Source organism: Pseudomonas sp. KBN10P06128 (assembly GCF_037574945.1).
Taxonomy (GTDB): domain Bacteria; phylum Pseudomonadota; class Gammaproteobacteria; order Pseudomonadales; family Pseudomonadaceae; genus Pseudomonas; species Pseudomonas aeruginosa.
In genome coordinates this window covers 2,976,592-3,000,737 of the sequence record NZ_JBBELR010000001.1, presented here as the reverse complement: position 1 = coordinate 3,000,737, position 24,146 = coordinate 2,976,592, and the positions used below count along the sequence as shown (strand labels likewise).

19 protein-coding genes and 5 tRNA genes are annotated in these 24,146 nt (G+C 63.3%); 10 read left to right on the top strand and 14 right to left on the bottom strand.

The genetic code is table 11. The features are described from left to right. Positions 1-3 precede the first annotated feature (3 nt). From VQ065_RS14300 to fabI, 4 genes are read left to right on the top strand one after another with little or no spacing between them, the layout of a single operon-like run. The gene (locus VQ065_RS14300; protein ID WP_003087943.1) at positions 4-1,086 is read left to right on the top strand and encodes a microcin C ABC transporter permease YejB; all 1,083 of its coding nucleotides are present in this window, start codon (positions 4-6) and stop codon (positions 1,084-1,086) included. A gap of 4 nt (positions 1,087-1,090) precedes the next feature. Beyond that, positions 1,091-2,110 (top strand): ABC transporter permease, encoded by a 1,020-nt coding sequence (locus VQ065_RS14295; RefSeq protein WP_003087942.1) that lies wholly within the window; start codon positions 1,091-1,093, stop codon positions 2,108-2,110. Position 2,111: 1 nt separating this feature from the next. Then, positions 2,112-3,722 (top strand): ABC transporter ATP-binding protein, encoded by a 1,611-nt coding sequence (locus tag VQ065_RS14290; RefSeq protein ID WP_003087940.1) that lies wholly within the window; start codon positions 2,112-2,114, stop codon positions 3,720-3,722. Between the two features lie 21 nt (positions 3,723-3,743). Further along, on the top strand, positions 3,744-4,541 hold the full coding sequence (gene fabI / locus VQ065_RS14285; RefSeq protein ID WP_003087936.1) for an enoyl-ACP reductase FabI: 798 nt from the start codon (positions 3,744-3,746) through the stop codon (positions 4,539-4,541). 97 nt (positions 4,542-4,638) lie between these two features. On the opposite strand, the gene VQ065_RS14280 is transcribed toward fabI, so the two are convergent. The 7 genes from VQ065_RS14280 to tig all read right to left on the bottom strand — a co-directional run bounded on the left by VQ065_RS14280 (position 4,639) and on the right by tig (position 13,102). Beyond that, positions 4,639-6,504 (bottom strand): SurA N-terminal domain-containing protein, encoded by a 1,866-nt coding sequence (locus VQ065_RS14280; protein ID WP_003087933.1) that lies wholly within the window; start codon positions 6,502-6,504, stop codon positions 4,639-4,641. Positions 6,505-6,607: 103 nt separating this feature from the next. After that, positions 6,608-6,684: transfer RNA gene (locus VQ065_RS14275), tRNA-Asp, on the bottom strand. A 51-nt stretch (positions 6,685-6,735) separates the two neighbouring features. Next, positions 6,736-7,008, bottom strand: a complete 273-nt coding sequence (gene hupB, locus VQ065_RS14270; RefSeq protein ID WP_003087931.1) for a nucleoid-associated protein HU-beta — start codon at positions 7,006-7,008, stop codon at positions 6,736-6,738. A gap of 135 nt (positions 7,009-7,143) precedes the next feature. Beyond that, positions 7,144-9,540 (bottom strand): endopeptidase La, encoded by a 2,397-nt coding sequence (gene lon, locus VQ065_RS14265; protein WP_003087926.1) that lies wholly within the window; start codon positions 9,538-9,540, stop codon positions 7,144-7,146. Positions 9,541-9,671: 131 nt separating this feature from the next. Continuing rightward, entirely contained in the window at positions 9,672-10,952 is a 1,281-nt protein-coding gene (clpX, locus tag VQ065_RS14260; protein WP_003087924.1) for an ATP-dependent Clp protease ATP-binding subunit ClpX, read from the bottom strand. Between the two features lie 104 nt (positions 10,953-11,056). After that, entirely contained in the window at positions 11,057-11,698 is a 642-nt protein-coding gene (gene clpP / locus VQ065_RS14255; protein ID WP_003087922.1) for an ATP-dependent Clp endopeptidase proteolytic subunit ClpP, read from the bottom strand. A 93-nt stretch (positions 11,699-11,791) separates the two neighbouring features. Then, the gene (tig, locus tag VQ065_RS14250) at positions 11,792-13,102 is read right to left on the bottom strand and encodes a trigger factor (protein WP_003087920.1); all 1,311 of its coding nucleotides are present in this window, start codon (positions 13,100-13,102) and stop codon (positions 11,792-11,794) included. 231 nt (positions 13,103-13,333) lie between these two features. Here tig and parR point away from each other — a divergent pair, with 231 nt between their 5' ends. From parR to VQ065_RS14235, 3 genes are all read left to right on the top strand, one after another. Continuing rightward, positions 13,334-14,041: a response regulator transcription factor ParR gene (gene parR, locus VQ065_RS14245; RefSeq protein ID WP_003087915.1), complete on the top strand. Its 708-nt coding sequence runs from the start codon at positions 13,334-13,336 to the stop codon at positions 14,039-14,041. Continuing rightward, the gene (gene parS, locus VQ065_RS14240; RefSeq protein WP_003087912.1) at positions 14,042-15,328 is read left to right on the top strand and encodes a sensor histidine kinase ParS; all 1,287 of its coding nucleotides are present in this window, start codon (positions 14,042-14,044) and stop codon (positions 15,326-15,328) included. 104 nt (positions 15,329-15,432) lie between these two features. After that, a complete protein-coding gene (locus VQ065_RS14235) occupies positions 15,433-17,265 on the top strand; it encodes a serine hydrolase domain-containing protein (RefSeq protein ID WP_003087908.1) in 1,833 nt (610 codons plus the stop codon). Between the two features lie 286 nt (positions 17,266-17,551). Here VQ065_RS14235 and VQ065_RS14230 read toward each other — a convergent pair whose 3' ends face one another. The 5 genes from VQ065_RS14230 to VQ065_RS14210 all read right to left on the bottom strand — a co-directional run bounded on the left by VQ065_RS14230 (position 17,552) and on the right by VQ065_RS14210 (position 18,446). Next, positions 17,552-17,773 carry a hypothetical protein gene (locus VQ065_RS14230; protein ID WP_003087901.1) on the bottom strand — a complete coding sequence of 74 codons (222 nt, stop codon included), beginning with the start codon at positions 17,771-17,773 and terminating at the stop codon, positions 17,552-17,554. A gap of 188 nt (positions 17,774-17,961) precedes the next feature. Beyond that, a tRNA-His gene (locus VQ065_RS14225) sits at positions 17,962-18,037 on the bottom strand. 66 nt (positions 18,038-18,103) lie between these two features. Next, positions 18,104-18,188: transfer RNA gene (locus VQ065_RS14220), tRNA-Leu, on the bottom strand. 54 nt (positions 18,189-18,242) lie between these two features. Beyond that, positions 18,243-18,318: transfer RNA gene (locus VQ065_RS14215), tRNA-His, on the bottom strand. A 51-nt stretch (positions 18,319-18,369) separates the two neighbouring features. Continuing rightward, positions 18,370-18,446: transfer RNA gene (locus tag VQ065_RS14210), tRNA-Arg, on the bottom strand. A gap of 278 nt (positions 18,447-18,724) precedes the next feature. Here VQ065_RS14210 and folD point away from each other — a divergent pair. Continuing rightward, positions 18,725-19,579 (top strand): bifunctional methylenetetrahydrofolate dehydrogenase/methenyltetrahydrofolate cyclohydrolase FolD, encoded by an 855-nt coding sequence (folD, locus tag VQ065_RS14205; RefSeq protein ID WP_003087898.1) that lies wholly within the window; start codon positions 18,725-18,727, stop codon positions 19,577-19,579. 57 nt (positions 19,580-19,636) lie between these two features. Here the strand turns inward: folD and cysS are convergent, their stop codons facing one another. After that, entirely contained in the window at positions 19,637-21,019 is a 1,383-nt protein-coding gene (gene cysS, locus VQ065_RS14200; RefSeq protein ID WP_003087895.1) for a cysteine--tRNA ligase, read from the bottom strand. Positions 21,020-21,028: 9 nt separating this feature from the next. After that, complete coding sequence (locus VQ065_RS14195; RefSeq protein ID WP_023098681.1) at positions 21,029-22,699, bottom strand: glutamine--tRNA ligase/YqeY domain fusion protein; 1,671 nt, start codon at positions 22,697-22,699, stop codon at positions 21,029-21,031. A 122-nt stretch (positions 22,700-22,821) separates the two neighbouring features. Between VQ065_RS14195 and VQ065_RS14190 the strand changes: the two genes are divergently transcribed. Beyond that, positions 22,822-23,319: a peptidylprolyl isomerase gene (locus tag VQ065_RS14190; protein WP_003087890.1), complete on the top strand. Its 498-nt coding sequence runs from the start codon at positions 22,822-22,824 to the stop codon at positions 23,317-23,319. A gap of 4 nt (positions 23,320-23,323) precedes the next feature. Continuing rightward, the gene (gene lpxH / locus VQ065_RS14185) at positions 23,324-24,046 is read left to right on the top strand and encodes a UDP-2,3-diacylglucosamine diphosphatase (RefSeq protein ID WP_003087888.1); all 723 of its coding nucleotides are present in this window, start codon (positions 23,324-23,326) and stop codon (positions 24,044-24,046) included. The last annotated feature ends 100 nt before the right edge of the window (positions 24,047-24,146 follow it).

The following is a 24,146-nucleotide window of genomic DNA, read 5'->3' as shown; positions in this document are numbered from 1 at the left end:
CGCATGCTCTCCTATATCCTGCGGCGCCTGCTGCTGATCGTCCCTACCCTGTTCGGCATCCTGCTGATCAACTTCATCATCATCCAGGCCGCTCCCGGCGGTCCGGTGGAGCAGATGATCGCCAAGCTGGAAGGCTTCGACGCCGCTTCCGGCGGCGCCACCGGACGCATCTCCGGCGGCGGCGGCGAAGTCGCCGTGGCCGGCTCGCAATACCGCGGCGCGCAAGGCCTGGACCCGGAGCTGGTGAAAGAGATCGAGCGCATGTACGGCTTCGACAAGTCGGCCCCCGAGCGCTTCATGATCATGCTGAAGAACTACCTGCACCTGGACTTCGGGCAGAGTTTCTTCCGCGACGCCAAGGTCACCGACCTGATCGTCGAGAAATTGCCGGTGTCGATCTCGCTCGGACTCTGGAGCACGCTGATCATGTACCTGGTGTCGATCCCGCTGGGGATCGCCAAGGCGGTCCGCCATGGCAGCGTCTTCGACATCTGGACCAGCTCGGCGATCATCGTCGGCTACGCCATTCCCGCCTTCCTCTTCGCCATCCTGCTGGTGGTGCTGTTCGCCGGCGGCAGCTACTGGGACTGGTTCCCCCTGCGCGGCCTGACCTCGAACAACTTCGACCAGCTCAGCCTCGGCGGCAAGGTACTCGACTATTTCTGGCACCTGGCCTTGCCGGTAACCGCCCTGGTGATCGGCAACTTCGCCACCATCACGCTGCTGACCAAGAACAGCTTCCTCGACGAGATCGGCAAGCAATACGTGGTCACCGCCCGCGCCAAGGGGCTGACCGAACGCCGCGTGCTCTACGGGCACGTATTCCGCAACGCCATGCTGCTGGTGATTGCCGGCCTGCCGGCTGCGCTGCTGGGGATCTTCTTCACCGGTTCGCTGTTGATCGAGGTGATCTTCTCCCTCGACGGCCTCGGCCTGCTCAGCTTCGAAGCGGCGATGAACCGCGACTACCCGGTGGTCTTCGGCACGCTGTTCATCTTCACCCTGTTCGGGCTGGTCATGAAGCTGATCAGCGATATCGTCTACACCCTGGTCGATCCGCGCATCGACTTCGAGAACCGGGAGTAATCCGATGCGCCTGTCTCCCATCAACCAGCGCCGCTGGGCCCGCTTCAAGAGCAACAAGCGTGGCTGGTGGTCGCTCTGGCTGTTCCTCATCCTATTCGTCGGCAGCCTCGGCGCCGAACTGATCGCCAACGACAAACCGCTGGTCGTGCATTACGACGGCGGCTGGTATTTCCCGGTCTTCAAACGCTACCCGGAAACCACCTTCGGCGGCGAATTCCCCCTGGAAGCCAACTACAAGAGCCCCTACATCAGCCAACTGATCGCCGAGAAGGACGGCTGGGTGCTTTGGCCGCCGATCCCCTACAGCTACGACACCATCAACTACGAGCTGAAGGTTCCCGCCCCCGCCCCGCCGTCGGCGGAAAACTGGCTGGGCACCGACGACCAGGCCCGCGACGTGCTCGCCCGGGTGATCTACGGCTTCCGCGTGTCGATCCTCTTCGCCCTGACCCTGACCGTGCTCAGTTCTCTGATCGGCGTCACCGTCGGCGCCCTGCAAGGCTACTACGGCGGCTGGGTCGACCTGCTCGGCCAGCGTTTCCTGGAAGTCTGGTCGGGGCTGCCGGTGCTCTACCTGCTGATCATCCTGGCCAGCTTCGTCCAGCCGAACTTCTGGTGGCTGCTGGGCATCATGCTGCTGTTTTCCTGGATGAGCCTGGTGGACGTGGTCCGCGCCGAGTTCCTCCGCGGGCGCAACCTGGAATACGTCCGCGCCGCCCGGGCCCTCGGCATGCGCAACAGCGCCATCATGTTCCGTCACATCCTGCCGAACGCGATGATCTCGACCCTGACCTTCATGCCGTTCATCCTCACCGGCGCCATCGGCACCCTCACCTCCCTGGACTTCCTCGGCTTCGGCCTGCCGCCCGGCGCGCCGTCGCTGGGCGAGCTGGTCGCCCAGGGCAAGTCCAACCTCCAGGCGCCCTGGCTGGGCATTTCCGCCTTCGTGGTGCTGGCGGTCATGCTGAGCCTGCTGGTGTTCATCGGCGAAGCCGCCCGCGACGCTTTCGACCCGAGGAAATGAGATGAGCGAGAACATTCTGGAAATCCGCGACCTCGCCGTCGAGTTCCTCTCCGGCGAGCAACGCCAGCGGGTGGTCGAAGGCGTCAGCTTCGACATCCGCCAGGGCGAGACCCTGGCCCTGGTCGGCGAAAGCGGCTCGGGCAAGTCGGTGACCGCCCACTCGATCCTGCGCCTGCTGCCCTACTCCGTCGCCAGCCACCCAGCAGGCAGCATCCACTACCAGGGCGAGGATCTGCTCAAGCTCCCGGAACGGCGCCTGCGCGGGATCCGCGGCAACCGCATCGCCATGGTCTTCCAGGAACCCATGACCTCGCTCAATCCGCTGCATACCATCGAGAAGCAGCTCGCCGAGGTCCTCGCCCTGCACAAGGGCCTGGGTGGCGCCAAGGCCAGCGCGAGAATTCTCGAACTGCTCGAGCTGGTCGGCATCCCCGAGCCAGCCAAGCGCCTGAAAGCCTATCCACACGAACTCTCCGGCGGCCAGCGGCAGCGGGTGATGATCGCCATGGCCCTGGCCTGCGAGCCGCAACTGCTGATCGCCGACGAACCGACCACCGCGCTCGACGTCACCGTCCAGTTGAAGATCCTCGATCTGCTCAAGGACCTGCAGGCACGCCTGGGCATGTCCCTGCTGCTGATCACCCACGACCTCAACCTGGTCCGGCGCATCGCCCACCGCGTCTGCGTCATGCAACAAGGGCGGATCGTCGAGCAGGCTTCCTGCCAGGAACTCTTCGCAGCCCCGCGACACCCCTATACCCGCGAGCTGCTCAACGCCGAGCCCAGCGGTGCGCCGGCAAGCAACCCGCCCGGTGAAACCCTGTTGGCGGTGGACGACCTGCGGGTCTGGTTCCCGATCCGCAAAGGCGTGTTCCGCCGCACCGTGGACCACGTCAAGGCGGTCGACGGGGTCAATTTCGAACTACCCCGCGGGCAGACGCTGGGCATCGTTGGCGAAAGCGGCTCGGGCAAGTCGACCCTTGGCCTGGCAATCCTGCGGCTGCTGGAAAGCCAGGGCGGCATCCGCTTCGAAGGCACCCGGCTGGACGGCCTCGCGCAACATGACGTGCGCCCGCTGCGGCGTGAGATGCAGGTGGTGTTCCAGGACCCGTATGGCAGCCTCAGCCCACGCATGTGTGTCGGCGAGATCGTCGGCGAAGGCCTGCGCATCCATAGGATCGGCAGCGAGGCCGAACAGGAGCAGGCGATCATCGACGCGCTGGTGGAGGTCGGGCTCGATCCGCAGACCCGCTACCGTTACCCCCACGAATTCTCCGGCGGCCAGCGCCAGCGCATCGCCATCGCCCGGGCACTGGTGCTGAAACCGGCACTGATCCTGCTCGACGAACCGACCTCGGCGCTCGACCGCACCGTGCAGCGCCAGGTCGTGGAATTGCTGCGGCAACTGCAGGGCAAGTACAACCTCACCTACCTGTTCATCAGCCACGACCTGGCGGTAGTCAAGGCGCTCAGCCACCAGTTGATGGTGGTTCGACATGGCAAGGTAGTGGAACAGGGCAGCGCCGAAGCGGTTTTCGCCTCGCCGCAACATCCCTATACGCAGCAATTGCTGGAGGCCGCCTTCATGGCCCCGGCAAGCGCGGAAAACTGAGTAGCAGACAAGGAACGGACCATGGGATTTCTCACAGGAAAACGCGCCCTGATCGTCGGAGTCGCCAGCAAGCTCTCCATCGCTTCCGGCATCGCCGCCGCCATGCACCGGGAAGGCGCCGAACTGGCCTTCACCTACCAGAACGACAAGCTCAGGGGCCGGGTGGAGGAGTTCGCCAGTGGCTGGGGCTCGCGGCCGGAGCTGTGCTTCCCCTGTGACGTGGCCGACGACAGCCAGATCGAAGCGGTGTTCGCCGCCCTGGGCAAGCACTGGGACGGCCTGGACATCATCGTCCACTCCGTCGGATTCGCTCCAGGCGATCAGCTCGACGGCGACTTCACCGCGGTGACCACCCGCGAGGGCTTCCGCATCGCCCACGACATCAGCGCCTACAGCTTCATCGCCCTGGCCAAGGCCGGACGGGAAATGATGAAGGGCCGCAACGGCAGCCTGCTGACCCTCTCCTACCTGGGCGCCGAACGGACCATGCCGAACTACAACGTAATGGGCATGGCCAAGGCCAGCCTGGAGGCCGGGGTCCGCTACCTGGCCGGCAGCCTGGGCGCGGAAGGCACCCGGGTCAATGCGGTTTCCGCCGGGCCGATCCGAACGCTCGCCGCCTCCGGAATCAAGAGCTTCCGCAAGATGCTGGCCGCCAACGAGCGGCAGACGCCGCTGCGGCGCAACGTCACCATCGAGGAAGTCGGCAATGCCGGCGCCTTCCTCTGTTCGGACCTGGCCAGCGGTATCAGTGGCGAGATCCTCTACGTCGATGGCGGCTTCAACACTACCGCCATGGGCCCGCTGGACGACGACTGATCACCCCGCCCATGAAAAATGGCCGCTTCGAGCGGCCTTTTTCATGGGCGGAATAAAGAAAAGGCCGCGTAAGCGGCCTTTTCTCTGCATCTCGGTCTCAGTATTTCTCGACTTCCGCCTTGTCCTGCAACTGACGGCGGAAGGCGGCGAAGTCTGCCTGTCCGCTGCGCGAAGCCAGGAAGCGGCGGTACATGGCCTTCTCGTCGTCGGAGATAGCCTCCTCCGGCTCGCTGACGCCATTCAGGCGGATCACCACGTAATCGCCATTGGCCAGGGTCACGCCAGAGAGCGAAGGCTTGTCCTTGGCCTCCGGACGCTGCATGCGGAACACTGCCTGGAGCAGTTTCGGATCGACGCCTTCCTGGCCGCGGGAGGCCGCCTCGACCACTTTCCACGACTCACCCGCTGCGGAAGAGGTACGGCCTTCACGCAGCTCTGCAATCAGGGCCTCGCCACGCTTCTGCGCCTCCTCGGCGGCCTTTTCGGCGGCCAGGCGCTCGCGGATGTTCGCCGCGACCTGCTCCAGCGGTTGCTCCTTCGGCTTGTTGTGTTCCTTGACCCGCAGCACCACCACGGTGTCCGGATCCAGCTCGATGGCGCCACTGTTGGCCGCTTCTTCCAGCACCTCGGGGCTGAACGCGGTCTGCACGATCTGGCGGTTGGCAGCGATGCCGTCGCCCCCCGAACGTCCGAACGGCTGGCTGGTCTGGACCTTCAGGCCCATTTCCTGCGCCGGCTGGCTCAGGTCGGCGGCTTCGTAGGCGGAGCTTTCCAAGTCCTTGGTAGCCTCGACGAAGCGCTGCTCGACCATCTGTTTCTTCAGTTCGTCCTCGAGCTTCGGCTTGAGGCTTTCCAGGCTCGGTACTTCCGGCGCCTGCACGCCCAGCAGCTTGATCAGGTGGTAGCCGTACGGAGTCTTCACCGGGGCGGATACCTCACCTTGCTTCAGCGCATACAGCGCCTCCTCGAACGCGGGGTCGTACACGCCGCGGCCGGCGTAGCCCAGGTCGCCGCCGGTGGCGGCCGAGCCGATATCCTGGGAGAACTCCTTGGCCAGCGCGGCGAAATCCTCGCCCTTGGCCAGGCGAGCCTTGATCTCGTCGATCTTCGCCTTGGCCTGCTCGTCGCCGACCTTGTCGTTCACCTCGATCAGGATGTGGGCGGCATCGCGCTGCTCGGAGAGGTTGGCGATTTCCTTCTGGTACAACGCCTCGAGGTCTTCCTGCTTCACCTTGACCTGGTCGAAGAAGGAGGACTTCTTCAGTTCCACGTATTCGACGACCACCTGCTCGGGAGTCATGAACTCGCTCTTGTGGCCTTCGTAGAAGGCCTTCACCTCGTCCTCGCTCACGCTGCTCTTGGACGCGTCGGCCTTGATCGCCAGGGTGGCGAAGTCGCGGGTCTGCTTCTCGAGGCGAGCGAAGGACTGCAATTCGTTGTCGGTGACGAAACCGGTGCCCGCCAGGCCGGCGCGAAGCTGGCCGATGAGCATTTCCTGGCCGAGCATCTGGCGGAACTGCATGCGGCTGTAGTTCATCTGGCGGATGACCTGGTCGAAGCGATCCGCGTTGAACTTGCCGTCGACCTGGAACTCGGGAGTTTGCAGGATCAACTGGTCCAGCGCCTGGTCGGAGAAGGCGAACTTGTCGTCCTTGGCGGCCTGGAGCAGCAGGGTACGCTCGATCAGCCCCTTCAGGGCCGCTTCCTTGAGCAGCTTGTCATCCAGCATGGACGGATCGAAATCCTTGCCCAGGCGTTGCAGCAGCTGGCGACGCTGCATGTCCACGGCCTGTTGGACTTCATTGAGACTGATATCGTCGCCGTTGACCTTGGCGGCCACGTTGGAGTGGTCGGTGGCCCGGATGATCGCGTCGAAGCCGGTCAGCGACAGGAGAACGATGATCACGCCAATGATGGTCTTGGCGATCCAGCCCTGGGAATTATCCCTGATGTTCTGCAGCATGCAGCCCCCAAAAACTGCCACGACCAGCCGTCTTGGGCGGCGCGGCGTGGGTAAGAGATGCGGATATAAGAAAGGCGCATCCGAGGATGCGCCTTCTCGTAACTGGCGGAGCGGACGGGACTCGAACCCGCGACCCCCGGCGTGACAGGCCGGTATTCTAACCGACTGAACTACCGCTCCGCAGCCAGGCCAGCCTTGGCCGACCTGGGTAGAACGAGTCCCAAAAGACGCTTAGTTGACAGCATCCTTCAGGGCTTTACCGGCTTTGAAGCCCGGGATCTTGGCAGCGGCGATCTTGATCGGCTTGCCAGTTTGCGGGTTGCGACCGGTGCGAGCAGCGCGCTCTTTGACAGCGAAGGTGCCGAAACCAACCAGCACGACGGAGTCACCAGCCTTCAGGGCGCCAGTGACGGACTCGATCACTGCGTCCAGTGCGCGACCGGCAACAGCTTTCGGGATATCAGCAGATGCGGCAATTGCATCGATCAGTTCCGACTTGTTCACTCTAAGTCCCCTTATTTCTGTTGAGTATGTTTCTATGTGTTAGGTGTAAGGAAATTCTGCGCTGGTAGGCCAACTGACTCAGCAAGTGCCGCTTTATAACAAGGGCCCAAAAACAGTGTCAAGAATACCTACCGACTAATGCGTGCTAATTCGCTCCTTGGAATCAGGCTCGCGTTTTTCATCCTTTGCAACCATCTCCGGAGCCGCATCGGGCAAGGGCTCCGGGGCGTATTGCAGCGCAATTTGCAGGACTTCGTCAATCCATTTAACCGGTTTAATAACCAGATCACTCTTAATATTGTCCGGAATTTCCTTCAGGTCGCGAACATTTTCCTCGGGAATGATCACCGTCTTGATCCCGCCGCGGTGCGCCGCCAAAAGTTTTTCTTTCAGCCCGCCGATCGCCAGCACCTGCCCACGCAGGGTGATCTCCCCGGTCATTGCCACGTCGGCGCGCACCGGGATCTGCGTGATCGCCGAAACCAGCGCCGTGCACATGCCGATGCCTGCGCTCGGGCCATCCTTCGGCGTAGCGCCTTCCGGAACGTGGATATGGATGTCACGCTTCTCGTGGAAGTCCGCCGCGATTCCTAGGCTCTGGGCGCGGCTGCGCACCACGGTCAACGCCGCGGTGATCGATTCCGCCATCACGTCACCCAGCGATCCGGTCTTGGTCAACTGGCCCTTGCCCGGTACCACGGCCGCCTCGATGGTAAGCAGCTCGCCGCCGACCTGGGTCCAGGCCAGCCCGGTCACCTGGCCGATCTGGTCCTGCTGTTCGGCGAGGCCATAACGGAACTTGCGCACGCCGAGGTAGTTCTCCAGCGTCTCGCTGGACACCACCGCCTGGATACGCTTGAGCTTGGCATGCTCCTTCACCGCCTTGCGGCAGACCTTGGCGATCTGCCGCTCGAGGCTGCGCACCCCGGCTTCGCGGGTGTAGTAGCGAATGATGTCGCGCAGGGCGCCTTCCTCGAAGGTCAGCTCGCCCTTCTTCAGGCCGTTGGCCTGGACCTGCTTCGGAATCAGGTACTTGGCGGCGATATTGACCTTCTCATCCTCGGTGTAGCCCGGCAGGCGGATGACTTCCATCCGATCCAGCAGGGGCGCTGGGATGTTCATCGAGTTTGCGGTGCAGAGGAACATCACGTCGGACAGGTCGTAGTCGACCTCCAGGTAGTGATCGTTGAAGTTGTGGTTCTGCTCCGGGTCGAGCACCTCGAGCAGCGCCGAGGCGGGATCCCCGCGCATGTCGCTGCCCATCTTGTCGATTTCGTCGAGGAGGAACAGCGGGTTGCGCACGCCGACCTTGGTCATCTTCTGGATCAGGCGGCCCGGCATGGAGCCGATATAGGTACGACGGTGACCGCGGATCTCGGCCTCGTCACGCACGCCGCCGAGCGCCATGCGCACGAACTTGCGATTGGTGGCGCGAGCGATGGATTCGGCCAGGGAGGTCTTGCCCACGCCGGGCGGCCCCACCAGGCAAAGGACTGGGCCCTTGAGCTTCTTCACCCGCTTTTGCACGGCGAGATACTCGAGAATGCGCTCCTTGACCTCTTCCAGGCCGTAATGGTCGGCATCGAGGATGTCTTCCGCCTTGGCGAGATCATGGCGCACCTTGCTCTCGGCCTTCCACGGCACGTTCAGCAGCCAGTCTATGTAGGAACGCACCACGGTGGCTTCCGCCGACATCGGCGACATCTGCTTGAGCTTGTTCAGCTCGGCAGTGGCCTTGGTGTGCGCCTCCTTGGTCAGGCCGGCGGCGTCGATGCGCTTCTTCAGCTCCTCGACTTCGTTGTGCCCTTCGTCGATATCGCCGAGTTCCTTCTGAATGGCCTTCATCTGCTCATTCAGGTAGTACTCGCGCTGGCTGCGCTCCATCTGCTTCTTGACCCGGCCGCGGATGCGCTTTTCCACCTGCAGCAGGTCGATCTCGGCATCCAGCAGCGCCAGGACATGCTCAACCCGCGACGACAGGTCGGTGATCTCCAGGATGTCCTGCTTCTGCTCGATCTTCAGCGCCATGTGCGCGGCCATGGTATCGACCAGCCTGCTCGGCTCGTCGATGCTGTTCAGCGAAGAAAGCACCTCGGCGGGGACTTTCTTGCCCAACTGGACGTATTGCTCGAACTGGCTCAGCAGGCTGCGAGTGAAGACCTCGGCCTCGCGCTCGCCGACATTGGCGTCATCGATGGCCTGGACCGCGGCACGAATGTGCCCTTCCTCCTCGATGAAGCGCTCGACCTGGCCGCGCTGCTCGCCTTCGACCAGCACCTTGACGGTGCCATCCGGCAGCTTGAGCAACTGCAGCACGGTAGCGACCGTACCCATGCGGTACAGGCCATCTTCGCCCGGATCATCGTCCGCGGGGTTTTTCTGCGCCAGCAGGAGGATTTGCTTGTCGCCGGTCATCGCTGCCTCCAGGGCCTCGATGGACTTTTCCCGACCGACGAACAACGGGATGACCATGTGCGGGTACACCACCACGTCACGTAGCGGCAGCAAGGGCAATTCGACGAGTGTTTTCATAATGTCGGCTCTACAGCGGCACTTGGCCACGAAACAGATAGGAAGACCTTTCAGCCTAAGATGGGGTTAGGCCCGGGAAAAAACAAGCGTGCCAGTCGGAAAAGAAAAGGGGCCCGAAGGCCCCTGCTCTTTCATGCCTCAGGCGCAGCCTTGGCTGGCTTTTCGCTGTTCTCGTAGATCATCAGGGGTTGCGACGAGCCATCGATGACACTCTCATCGATGACCACCTTGCTGACATCCTGCTGGGAGGGAATCTCGTACATGGTATCGAGAAGGATACCTTCGAGAATTGAACGCAAGCCACGTGCACCGGTCTTGCGTTCGAGCGCCTTGCGGGCAACCGCCTTGAGTGCGTCCGGACGGAATTCGAGGTCGACGCCTTCCATCTCGAACAGCTTGGCGTACTGCTTGGTGAGAGCGTTCTTCGGCTCGGTCAGGATCTGCATGAGCGCAGCCTCATCGAGTTCATCAAGAGTCGCGATCACCGGCAAACGCCCTACAAACTCGGGAATAAGACCGAACTTGACGAGATCTTCCGGCTCGACTTCCTTGAACGCCTCGCCGACCTTCTTGCCCATCTCCTGACTGCGCACTTCGGCATTGAAACCGATGCCGCCGCGCGCGGAACGGTTCTGGATGACCCGCTCCAGACCGGCGAAAGCGCCGCCGCAGATGAACAGGATGTTGCGCGTATCGACCTGCAGGAACTCCTGCTGCGGATGCTTGCGACCGCCCTGCGGCGGTACCGAGGCAACGGTACCCTCGATGAGCTTCAGCAGGGCCTGCTGCACACCCTCGCCGGAGACGTCGCGAGTGATGGAGGGGTTGTCCGATTTCCGGGAAATCTTGTCGATCTCGTCGATGTAGACGATGCCCATCTGGGCCTTCTCCACATCGTAATCGCACTTCTGCAAGAGTTTCTGGATGATGTTCTCGACATCCTCGCCCACGTAGCCCGCTTCCGTCAGCGTGGTCGCATCGGCGATGGTGAACGGCACGTTCAGCAGACGTGCGAGGGTCTCGGCCAGCAGGGTCTTGCCCGAGCCGGTTGGGCCGATCATCAGAATGTTGCTCTTGCCGAGCTCGATATCGTCCTTCTTGTCACGCTGGTTGAGGCGCTTGTAGTGGTTGTATACCGCTACCGCCAGAACCTTCTTGGCCCGCTCCTGCCCGATCACGTACTGATCGAGGATGGTGCGGATCTCTTTCGGCGCCGGAAGTTTGTGCCCACTACTTTCCGCCTGCGCTTCCTGCACCTCCTCGCGGATGATGTCATTGCACAGGTCGACACACTCGTCGCAGATAAAGACCGAGGGGCCGGCAATCAACTTGCGCACTTCGTGCTGGCTCTTGCCGCAGAAGGAGCAATACAGCAGCTTGCCGTTGTCCTCGCCGTTGCGGGTATCAGTCATTCGATCGATCCAATGGGTAGCTTCAAACACAAGATGAAGGCAATTGTGGGCATTTTCAAGCCCACGAGGCGGCCGAATGTCTCGACCGCCAGTATTGCGGAGCCTTAGACGGCCAGGTCGCGCTGGGTCATGACCTTGTCGATCAGGCCATACTTGACGGCTTCGTCACCGCTCATAAAGCGGTCACGATCGGTATCGCGGGCAATGACGTCCAGGGGCTGGCGGGTGTGGTGCGCCAGGATCTGGTTCAGACGCTCCTTGATGAAGAGGATTTCCTTGGCATGGATCTCGATATCCGAGGCCTGGCCCTGGAAACCGCCCAGCGGCTGGTGGATCATCATCCGCGAATGCGGCAGGCAGTAGCGCTTGCCGGCGGCACCGCCCGCAAGCAGCAGGGCACCCATGCTGCACGCCTGACCGATACAGGTGGTCGAGACGTTGGGCTTGATGAACTGCATGGTGTCGTAGATGGACATCCCGGCAGTCACCGAGCCACCCGGCGAGTTGATGTAGAGATGAATGTCCTTCTCGGGATTTTCAGCCTCCAGGAACAGCAACTGGGCAACCACCAGGTTGGCCATGTAGTCCTCGACCTGGCCGACCAGGAAGATGATCCGCTCCTTCAGCAGGCGCGAATAGATGTCGTAGGCGCGCTCGCCGCGGGCGGACTGCTCCACCACCATGGGCACCAGGCCACCGGCGGCCTGGATATCGGGAACGTGCGGAATAAAAGAGTTGCGAGACATGTCTTGCGATCACTCCCTAACAGATAGTGAAGCCTCAAAGACGCACAAGCCAGCACTAAGGCTGGCTTGTGGGATTCGAACGAGAGGAACGAATCAGGCCGCTTGCGGAGCTTCGGCCGGCTTGACCGCTTCTTCGTAGGATACCTGCTTATCGGTCACAGTGGCCTTTTGCAGGACAGTATCTACGACTTGTTCTTCCAGTACAACAGAACGGACTTCGTTCAGCTGGGGCTCGTTCTTGAAGTACCAGGCGACGACCTGCTCGGGCTCCTGGTAGGCCGAGGCCATTTCCTCGATCATTTCGCGAACGCGACCTTCGTCGGCCTTCAGCTCGTGCTGCTTGACCACTTCGGCGACGATCAGGCCCAGCACCACACGGCGCTTGGCCTGCTCTTCGAACAGCTCGGCCGGCAGTTGGTCAGGCTTGATGTTGCCACCGAACTGCTGGACGGCCTGCACGCGCAGACGGTTCACTTCGTTGCCGATCAGGGCCTTGGGCACTTCGATCGGGTTGGCCTGCAGCAGACCTTCCATGACCTGGTTCTTGACCTTGGACTTGATCGCCTGGCGCAGCTCGCGCTCCATGTTCTTCTGCACTTCGGCGCGGAAGCCATCGAGACCGGTTTCCTTCACGCCGAACAGAGCGAAGAACTCTTCGTTCAGTTCCGGCAGCTTGGGCTCGGCTACGCTATTGACGGTAACGGTGAACTCGGCAGCCTTGTTGGCCAGGTCCAGGTTCTGGTAGTCCTCGGGGAAGGTCAGGTTGAGCACGCGCTCTTCACCGGCCTTCGCCCCCACCAGCCCTTCTTCGAAGCCGGCGATCATGCGACCGGAGCCCAGCACCAGCAGGGTGCCCTTGGCGGAACCGCCGGCGAAGGCTTCGCCGTCGATCTTGCCGACGAAGTCGATGTTCAACTGGTCATCGTTCTGGGCGGCACGCTCGACCACTTCGAAACGGGTGTTCTGCTTGCGCAGGACATCGAGCATGTTGTCGACATCAGCATCGGAAACTTCGGCCTGCAGGCGCTCGACCTTGATGTCTTCCAGGCCGGAAACGGTAAATTCCGGGAAGACTTCGAAGGTTGCGATGTATTCCAGGTCCTTGCCTTTCTCGAAGGACTTGGGCTCTACCGACGGCGAACCGGCCGGATTCAGCTTCTGCTCGACCACGGCTTCGTAGAAGGTTTCCTGGATCAGATCGCCCATGGCTTCCTGGCGCGCGGAAGCTTCGTAGCGCTGACGAATGACACTCATCGGCACCTTGCCGGGGCGGAAACCTGGAATCTTGGCACGACGGGCGGTCTGCTGCAGACGCTTGTTGACTTCGGTCTCGATACGCTCGGCAGGCACACCAACGGTCATGCGGCGCTCAAGAGCGGAAGTGCTTTCAACAGAAACTTGCATGGATATTCCTCGTTGCACAGACGTAAGCCGGTCCTTCCGGCTCCCAGAATCAAGGGCATGCATTCTAGTAGAGGGAAAAGCAGAAGTCACCCCGCCAGGGTGCAGGCGGATCCCCGGGGTGTTTCCGGCCGCTTCCGCCGATCGCAGCCCGGTCTCGAACGAGTCGCTGGAGCTTCGCCGGAAGCGGGTGCATATAATGCCAGCCGATTCCGCTCCGACCGATGAAACCCTATGGACTGCCCTACCCTCAGCAAGGTATTGCTCGTCGAAGACGACCAGAAGCTCGCCCGCCTGATTGCCAGCTTCCTTTCCCAGCATGGTTTCGAAGTGCGCCAGGTGCATCGCGGTGATGCCGCGTTCGCCGCTTTCCTCGACTTCAAGCCGCAAGTGGTGGTTCTCGACCTCATGCTCCCCGGACAGAATGGTCTGCAGGTGTGCCGGGAGATCCGCCGGGTCGCGAACCTGCCGATCCTCATACTCACCGCCCAGGAGGACGATCTTGATCACATCCTCGGCCTGGAGTCCGGCGCCGACGACTACGTGATCAAGCCGATCGAGCCACCGGTGCTGCTCGCCCGCCTGCGCGCCCTGATGCGCCGGCACGCGCCCCTTCCCGCCTCCCCGGAAAGCCTGACATTCGGCAAGCTGAACATCGACCGACGGCGGCGCGAAGCGGAACTCGAAGGCCGCGGCATAGAACTGACCACGATGGAGTTCGAGCTGCTCTGGCTGCTGGCCAACCAGGCAGGGGAAATACTTTCCCGCGACGAGATCCTCAACCAGATCCGCGGCATCGGCTTCGACGGCCTGAACCGCAGCGTCGACGTCTGCATCAGCAAGCTGCGCAATAAACTGAAGGACAATCCGCGCGAGCCGGTCCGGATCAAGACCGTCTGGGGCAAGGGCTACCTGTTCAACCCGCTGGGCTGGGAACTCTGAATGCTGCGCCTGTTCCTGCGCCTCTACCTGCTGCTGGCCCTGGGGTTCGCTGCCGCGATCTTCGTGGTCGACCATGTCATCGACGCGTTCTACGACAGCATCGTCGAGAACTATCACCGCGACGCCGTTCGCGGCCAGGCCTATTCGCTGGTGGAAAAGCTGGCCCCGCTGGACCAGGCCGGACGCCAGCGACAGCTCGAAGACTGGCGTCCCCACTACGGGCTCGAGCTGAGCCTGACGGATGCCAGGCAGGCGAAGCTGACGCAGGAAGAGCAGGCCCTCCTCGACAAGAACCTGCTGGTGGTACGCGAGGACTTTACGGAATTCATCAGCCGCATCGACGCGGGTCCGCAGCTGCTCGACATCAAGCTGCCGCCGGAACCCTCGCTGACCCCACTGTTCACCGTGCTGGCCTACATCCTGCTCGGCGTGCTGGTCGGCATCGCCCTGCTGGTATGGGTCCGCCCGCACTGGCGCGACCTCGAGACCCTGCGCCTGGCCGCGCAACGCTTCGGCGATGGCGACCTGTCATCGCGCACGCGCATTTTCCGACGCTCCGATATCCGCACCCTGGCCCAGCACTTCAACCAGATGGCCGACCGCATCGAAAGCCTGATCAGCAACCAGCGCGAACTGACCAACGCGGTATCCCACGAATTGCGCACGCCGATCTCCCGCCTGTCCTTCGAACTCGAGCAATTGAACAAGCAGGTCGACGCCGAAGTACGCCACGACCTGATAGAGGACATGCGCGCCGACCTCGGCGAACTGGAGGAAATGGTCTCCGAACTGCTGACCTACGCCCGCCTGGAGCACGGCAACGTCGGGAGCCACCGGGAAATCGTCGACGCCGCGAGCTGGCTGGATAGCGTCGTCGCCGACGTCGCCCTGGAAGCCGAAGCCGCCGGAGTCACCTGCGAGATCAGCGCCTGCCAGGTCGAACAGATCCGCATCGAGCCTCGCTTCATGGCGCGCGCCGTGATCAACCTGCTGCGCAACGCCATTCGCCACGCACACTCGCGCGTCGAAATCGCCCTCCTCGATCAAGGCGACAGCTGTCAGATACGGGTCAACGACGACGGCCCGGGGATACCGGCGGACGCCCGGCAGAAGATCTTCGAACCCTTTTCGCGCCTGGACGACAGCCGCGATCGCAGCACCGGCGGCTTCGGCCTGGGCCTGGCGATCGTCCGCCGGGTCGCGCAATGGCACGGCGGCTATGCGGAAGCGCTGGAAACGCCGCAGGGAGGCGCCTCCTTCCGCCTGACCTGGGAGCGGCCCCGTTGACAGCGGAGGCTTAACAATCTTTCACAGATTGCTGACAAAGCCGTAAGGATTGCCAGCCAGGCCCGCCCTAGCATGGGACACCTAGCCTTTCCGCCAGGTATTCCATGTTTCGCGCCATGCACCTTCCCCTTCTCGGCTGCCTGCTCGGCACCAGCGGCTGCCACGGCCTGCCACCCGCCCCGCCAGCGCCGAGCGCCGCCGTGGGCAACTACGGCGAGGTCATCGACTATCTGCAACGCCACATCCGCCGGGAAATGGAAAGGCAGGACGTGCCCGGCCTGGCCCTGGCATTGGTCGACGACCAGCAACTGGTCTGGGCTCGCGGTTTCGGCTATGCCGACCGACAGCACAGGATCAACGCCAGCGAGCACACCGCATTCCACGCCGGCGACCTGTCCAAGCTACTGATCGCCAGCGCGACCCTGCAACTGGCCGAACGCGGCCAACTCTCTCTCGACGCTCCGCTCCAGGACACCTTGCGCGAGTTCTACGTACGCTCACGCTTCCATGCCGACCAGAGCGAGGCGGATCGCGCGATCACTTTCCGCCGGCTGCTCAGCCATCAGTCCGGCCTTCCTGGCGAACACCTGCCGCCCCTGTTCGGCGAACGCCCGAACTCACTCGGCCAACTGCCGACGAAAGTATCCGGTGTCTGGCTGAGCAATCCGCCGGGAACCCAGGTCGCCCATTCCAACCTTGGCTACGAACTGGTCGGCGCGGCCATCGAGCGCAACACCGGAAAGCACTTCGAGCAGCACATGCGGGAGCACCTGCTGGACCCTTTGCAGATGACTCGCTCCAGCTTCGCCAGGAACGCCCTGCCCCAGGCGCAACGCGCCCACGGCTACAGCGGCGGCGGTCGCCCCGGCTCCGCCAGCGACCTCCCGGTCAACGATCTGTGGAGCAGCCCGGTCGACCTCAGCCGCTTCGTCCGCATGCTGTTCGCCAACGGGCGCCACAAGGAGCGCCAGCTTCTCAGGAAACACTCCGTCGAGGAGATGTTCCGCCAGCAGAACGCCGGCAATGCCCTGGACTTCGACTGCCAGGTGGGCCTGGCCTGGTTCCTCAGCCCGTGCGGCTCCGCGCCGCTGGAAGGGGGCATCCGTCACTATGAGTACGCCAGCGCCACCCCAGGATTCAGCGCCCACCTGGTTCTGCTGCCGGAACAGCGCCTCGCCGCCATTGTCATGAGCAACGCCGATGACCGCGGTTCGCTCACCGCCTCCCTGGCCCGGCAAGCGGCGTCGCTCATGCTGCAGGTCAGGCAGGGCGCTCGTCGCCCCGCCGTACAGCCCACCCCCGCGCGGGCCCCCGCACTGAAGGTGCCGAGCCCGGAGGACCGGCGACAGCTATACGGTCGCTACGCAACCCGCCAAGGCCAGGTTCGCCTGCATGAGCGCCGGGGTCGCCTGTACGCAGATTTCGGCGAACAACGCGTGGAACTGTTGCGCGACACCTCGGGCTGGCTGCAGATGAGAAAAAGACTGCTGGGGTTCTGGCCCGTCGGCATGGACAGCGCCGGACAGTTGCAACTGGACGTGGTCAGCTACGGCCAACGCCGAATCCTGGTGTCCCGCCGCCACGGCCAGGCCGCCTACCTCGGCGAGCGCATCGAGCCGACACCCCTGCCCCAGGCCTGGACCGAAGCCGTCGGCACCTACCGCGTCGCCAGCACGGGCCGGCACAGCTACCTGAACGGCCTGAGCATCAGGATCGAAGACGGCTTCCTGCTGGTGCGCGGGCAAGCCGGAGGAACCCGCTCCGGCGAGTTCATCCTGCAACCCATCGACAGCGCACACGCCGTCCTGGCCGGCAGCGGCCAGGGCCTGGGAGACACCTTCAGTCGCGACTTCGACGGTCTGAACGCGCTCGGCTACCGCTTCGCCCAGCAAGACACCAAGGCACGTCCCTGGCTGCAACGGAAGGAGTCCCCATGAGAAGCCCCTCCCTGTGCCTCGCCGGCACGCTCGCCAGCCTCTGCTCCGCCGCTGTCGCCGAAGAGTGGCATGACAGCATCGGCCTGGGCGTCCAGGTGAAACACCGTTTCTGAAACGCACCGAGAGAGAATACGAACATGTTCACCGCCTTCGCCTTCCGCGGCCGCCAACCTTATACCGTTCGCCGGAACACAGCCCAGGGCGCGACCTTGCGCCCGAAACTGGCGAACCGGCCGGATGCGCCGACTTCCGCCGGGAAGTCCTGAACTGCGGAGCGTCTACGGCCTCATTGGCAACGGATCACGCCGCTGGCGATTTCGTCGTCGATGGAGCGCAGCGCATCGGCATCCTGGTGCATCTGCTCGATCACCTCGAGCAGGCGCTGCGCCAGCTTCGGATCGTTCGCCCGCTCGACGGCGCGCATGACCTCGACCGCAGCCGATTCATGATTGTTCGCCATCTGCTTGAGAGCCTTGCGCAAGCGCTGCTCGGTCCATTTCATCGACATGTCGCTTCACCCAGACTGCATATACGGACCCGCCAGGAACGACGGGCTCGCTTAAGAGCGCCGGACCCGGAACAAGTTCAACCTGCCGTCGCCCCATGAGGGCGGGTTGGGTGCCGGAAAGGCAAGCGGAGAAGAGATCGAGAAGCGCAAACGAAAACGCCAGGCACAAGGCCTGGCGCTTCGAAATATGGGGTGGACGATGGGAATCGAACCCACGACACCAGGAGCCACAATCCTGTGCTCTACCAACTGAGCTACGCCCACCATATCGTGAATCGTGCCGGACGTTCCGGCTTCAACCGCAGCGGCCGGACAAGCCGAGCCTGAAGGTGGTGCGGACGGAGAGACTCGAACTCTCACGCCTTGCGGCGCTGGAACCTAAATCCAGTGTGTCTACCAATTCCACCACGTCCGCGGGACACTGCTTGGAAATGAAAACGCCAGGCCTCGGGCCTGGCGCTTCGGAATATGGGGTGGACGATGGGAATCGAACCCACGACACCAGGAGCCACAATCCTGTGCTCTACCAACTGAGCTACGCCCACCATATTACGACTTGCGGTAAAACATCGCCTGCTTCTTGCCGATTCGCCGAATGGCGCACCCGGCAGGACTCGAACCTGCGACCATCCGCTTAGAAGGCGGATGCTCTATCCAGCTGAGCTACGGGCGCTTTATTCATCTGCATTCAATGCTGAGCGCAAACTTTAAGCTCTGGCAATCACAAAGTCAGCAACCGACTTGCATTACCTCTTACCCTGCGTCCGGCTGTGCTCGGCAAGCGGGGCGCATGTTATACAGGGGGCGAAAGGCCGTCAACGGGTTTTTTAAAAAAATTCAGCTATATAAAGGAGTTACGGCAAATCCGCGGGTCGCCTCCTTTGCCCCGGGCGGCGTCCATGCGAAAATGCGCGTCCTTTTTCCACCCGATTCGATGGTTACCCTTCCGACATGACCGCACAACTGATCGACGGCAAAGCGATCGCCGCCAACCTTCGCCAGCAGATAGCCCAACGCGTGACCGAGCGCCGCCAGCAAGGCCTGCGCGTTCCCGGCCTGGCGGTGATCCTGGTCGGCACCGATCCGGCCTCTCAGGTCTATGTGGCGCACAAGCGCAAGGACTGCGAGGAAGTCGGCTTTCTCTCCCAGGCCTACGATCTTCCCGCCGAAACCAGCCAGGACGACCTGCTGGCCCTGATCGACCGCCTGAACGACGATCCCGCCATCGACGGCATCCTGGTCCAGCTACCCCTGCCCGCCCACCTGGACGCCTCCCTGCTGCTGGAGCGTATCCACCCGGACAAGGACGTGGACGGTTTCCATCCCTACAACATCGGCCGCCTGGCCCAGCGCATGCCCCTGCTGCGCCCCTGCACCCCGAAAGGCATCATGACCCTGCTCGCCAGCACCGGCGCCGACCTGTACGGCATGGACGCGGTCGTGGTCGGCGCCTCGAACATCGTCGGCCGGCCCATGGCTCTGGAGTTGCTGCTGGGTGGCTGCACCGTCACCGTGACCCACCGCTTCACCCGCGACCTGGCCGACCATGTGTCGCGCGCCGACCTGGTGGTGGTCGCTGCCGGCAAGCCGGGACTGGTCAAGGGCGAGTGGATCAAGGAAGGCGCCATCGTCATCGACGTCGGCATCAACCGCCAGGCCGACGGCCGTCTGGTCGGCGACGTGGAATACGAGGTGGCGGCGCAACGCGCCAGCTGGATCACCCCGGTGCCGGGCGGCGTCGGGCCGATGACCCGCGCCTGCCTGCTGGAAAATACCCTGCACGCCGCCGAACACCTGCACGACTGAGGTCGCCGGTAATGAAAAGCCCCGCGTTCGCGGGGCTTTTCATTTATCGCTGCGGGTTCAGTCGGCCAGGCGCCAGGTAGTGCCGCCCTTGCCATCCTCCAGCACCACGCCCATGGCGGTGAGCTGATCGCGAATCCGGTCGGACTCCGCCCAGTTCTTCGCCGCCCGCGCCTCCAGGCGCGCCTGGATCAGCGCCTCGACCTCGGCCGCATCGACCTTGCCCTCGGCGCCCGCCTGCAGGAAGGCTTCCGGCTCCAGTTGCAGCACCCCCAGCAGGCCAGCCAACTGCTTCAGGCGCGCGGCCAGCGCGGCCGCCGCCGACAGGTCGCTTTCGCGCAGACGATTGACCTCCCGCGCCAGCTCGAACAGCACCGCGCAGGCACCCGCGGTATTGAAGTCGTCGTCCATCGCCGCGGCGAAGCGCTCGACATACTCCGCCGCTTCCGCCGGCGCCGCCTCGGGCAGCCCCTTGAGCGCGTTGTAGAAACGGTCCAGGGCCGCCTTGGCCTCGCGCAGGTTCTCCTCCGAGTAGTTGATCGGACTGCGGTAATGGCTGGCGATCAGCAGGTAACGCACCACTTCGGGGTGATATTTCTCCAGCACTTCGCGGATGGTGAAGAAATTGCCCAGCGACTTGGACATCTTCTCGCCGTTGATGGTGATCATCCCGCAGTGCAGCCAGGACTTGGCGTAGGGCTTGCCGGTCGCGGCCTCGCTCTGGGCGATCTCGTTCTCGTGGTGAGGGAACTCCAGGTCGTTGCCACCGCCATGGATGTCGAAGGAATCGCCCAGGCAGCAGGTGGACATCACCGAGCATTCGATGTGCCAGCCCGGGCGCCCCTCGCCCCAGGGCGACGACCAGCTCGGCTCGCCCGGCTTGGCGCCCTTCCAGAGCACGAAATCGAGCGGATCCTCCTTCGCTTCGCCCGGCTCGATCCGCGCACCGATGCGCAGGTCCTCGACCCGCCGCCGCGACAACTTGCCGTAGCCAGCGAACTTGCCGACCCGGTAGTACACGTCACCGTTGCCCGGCGCGTAGGCATAGCCCTTGTCGATCAGGGTCTGGATCATCGCGTGCATGCCGGCGATGTGATCGGTGGCGCGCGGCTCCTGGTCCGGCTTGAGGATGTTCAGCCGGGCCTCGTCCTCGTGCATCGCCGCGATCATGCGCTCGGTCAGCACATCGAACGGTTCGCCGTTCTCGTTGGCGCGATTGATGATCTTGTCATCGATATCGGTGATGTTGCGCACGTACGTCAGGTCGTAGCCACGGTGGCGCAACCAGCGTGTGATCACGTCGAACGCCACCATGCTGCGGCCGTGACCCAGATGGCAGTAGTCGTACACGGTCATGCCGCACACGTACATGCGCACCTGGTTGCCGACCAGCGGCGTGAAGACTTCTTTGGTCTTGCTCAGCGTGTTGTAGATCTGCAGCACGGTCTTTCCTCAGCCCTGTCCCCAGGAGTCACGCAGGGTGACGGTACGGTTGAACACCGGCTTGCCCGGCCTGGAGTCCTTCAGGTCGGCGACGAAATAGCCTTCGCGCTCGAACTGGAAGCGATCCTCCGGGTTCGCCTGGCCCAGCGACGGCTCGGCGCGACAGCCGGTCAGTACCTGCAGGGAGTCGGCGTTGATGTTGTCGAGGAAGCTGCCGCCCTCTTCCGCCTTCTCCGGATTGGCCGAGCGGAACAGCCGATCGTACAGGCGCACTTCGCACTCGACGCTGCCCTCGGCCGGCACCCAGTGGATCACGCCCTTGACCTTGCGGCCTTCCGGGTTCTTGCCCAGGGTGTCCGGATCGTAGCTGCAGCGCAGTTCGACGATACTGCCGTCGGCATCCTTGATCGCTTCGTCGGCACGGATCACGTAGCTGCCGCGCAGACGCACCTCGCCACCGGGGATCAGGCGCTTGTAGCCGGCCGGCGGGACTTCCTCGAAGTCACCGGCATCGATGAACAGCTCGCGACCGAACGGCAGTACGCGCACTCCCATGTCTTCCTTCGGATGACGCGGCAACTCGAGGTTCTCCACCTGCCCTTCGGGGTAGTTGGTGATCACCACCTTGAGCGGTTTCAGCACGCACATGGCACGCGGCGCGGTGGCGTCCAGGTGGTCGCGGATGCTGAACTCGAGCATGCCGATGTCGACCACGCCGCTGGCGCGGTTCACCCCGATCATCTCGCAGAAGTTGCGGATCGACTCCGGGGTATAGCCGCGGCGGCGATAGCCGGACAGGGTCGACATGCGCGGATCGTCCCAGCCGCTGACATGGCCTTCGTCGACCAGTTGCTTGAGCTTGCGCTTGCTGGTCACGGTGTAGTTCAGGTTGAGCCGGGAGAATTCGTACTGGCGCGGTTGCGCAGGTACCGGCAGGTTGGCCAGGAACCACTCGTAGAGCGGACGATGGTCTTCGAATTCCAGGGTGCAGATCGAATGGGTGATGCCCTCGATGGCGTCCGACTGACCGTGGGTGAAGTCGTAGCTCGGGTAGATGCACCACTTGTCGCCGGTCTGGTGGTGATGCGCATGGCGGATGCGGTACAGGATCGGATCGCGCAGGTTCATGTTCGGCGAACCCATGTCGATCTTCGCCCGCAGCGAACGGGCGCCGTCGGGGAACTCACCGGCCTTCATGCGGGCGAACAGGTCGAGGTTCTCCTCCACCGAACGGTCACGGTAAGGGCTGTTGCGGCCCGGCTCGGTGAGGGTGCCGCGGTATTCGCGCATTTCCTCGGGACCGAGGTCGCAGACGAACGCCTTGCCGGCCTTGATCAGCTCGACGGCCCAGGCATGCAACTGGTCGAAATAGTTGGAGGCATAGCAGACCTCGCCGGACCACTGGAAGCCCAGCCACTTGATGTCGGCCTCGATGGCATCGATGTACTCCTGGTCTTCCTTGGCCGGGTTGGTGTCATCGAAGCGCAGATGGCAATCGCCAGCGAATTCCTGGGCCAGGCCGAAGTTCAGGCAGATCGACTTGGCGTGGCCGATGTGCAGGTAACCGTTGGGCTCCGGGGGGAAACGGGTGACGATCTTCGCGTGCTTGCCGGCATCCAGGTCGGCTTGAACGATCTGGCGCAGGAAGTTCGGGGCGGCGGTGGTCTCTGGCTTGCTCATGGGATCCTTGGTCATGCTCTCGCCCGACCAGGGTAGGCCGGGCAAATCAAAGCGCTTATCATAGCCGAAGCTGTCAACCCCCTGACAGGCCTTCGATTTTCACGACAAAGCGGATTACCCACATGATCAAGCTGCATACCAACCATGGCGTCATCACCCTGAAGCTCGATGAAGAGAAAGCCCCGGAAACCGCGGCGAACTTCAAGGAGTACGTGAAAAGTGGCCACTACGACAACACCGTCTTCCACCGCGTGATCAACAACTTCATGATCCAGGGCGGCGGTTTCGAGCCGGGCATGAAGCAGAAGCCCACCCGCGCGCCGATCAAGAACGAAGCCAACAACGGCCTGACCAACAAGGTCGGCAGCATCGCCATGGCTCGTACCATGGACCCGCATTCGGCCAGCGCGCAGTTCTTCATCAACGTCGCCGACAACGATTTCCTCAACCATACCGCCCCCACCACCCAGGGCTGGGGCTATGCCGTCTTCGGCGAAGTGGTCGAGGGCATGGACGTGGTCAACAAGATCAAGGGCGTGGCCACCACCATGCGCAGCGGCCACCAGGACGTGCCGGCCGAGGACGTGATCATCGAGAAGGCCGAAATCGTCGAAGAATGAAGTGATGAGCGTCCTGTTCATCTCGGACCTGCATCTCGAAGCGGAACGCCCGGACATCACCCGGGCGTTTCTGTCTTTCCTCGATGAGCGCGCCCGCCGGGCCGAGGCCCTGTACATCCTCGGCGACTTCTTCGAAGCCTGGATCGGCGACGACGGCATGGACGCCTTCCAGCGTTCCATCGCCCAGTCCCTGCGCCAGGTGGCCGACGGCGGTACGCGCATCTACCTGATGCACGGCAATCGCGACTTCCTCATCGGCAAGGCGTTCTGCCGCGAGGCCGGATGCACGCTGCTGCCCGACCCGAGCGTGATCGACCTGTACGGCGAGCCGGTATTGCTGATGCACGGGGACAGCCTGTGCACCCGCGACGAGGCCTACATGCGCCTGCGCCGCTGGCTGCGCAACCCGCTCACGCTCTGGGTACTGCGCCACCTGCCGCTGGCCACCCGGCACAAGCTGGCACGCAAGCTGCGCAAGGAAAGCCGCGCGCAGACCCGCATGAAAGCCGTCGATATCATCGATGTCACACCCGAAGAAGTGCCCCGGGTCATGCGCAGGCATGGCGTGCGTACCCTGATCCACGGCCACACTCATCGGCCGGCCGAACACCCGCTGGACATCGACGGCCAGCCCGCCCGGCGCATCGTGCTCGGCGACTGGGACCGCCAGGGCTGGGCCCTGGAGATCGACGCCAACGGCCATCGCCAGGCGCCCTTCCCGCTCTGACCCACCCCAGGCCCGCCATGCGGGCCTTTCAGAAACATTATGCGATTCGCATTTTTTCCGCCGTCCATCTTGACGTTGCGGGCCACCTTTCAGCAGGATC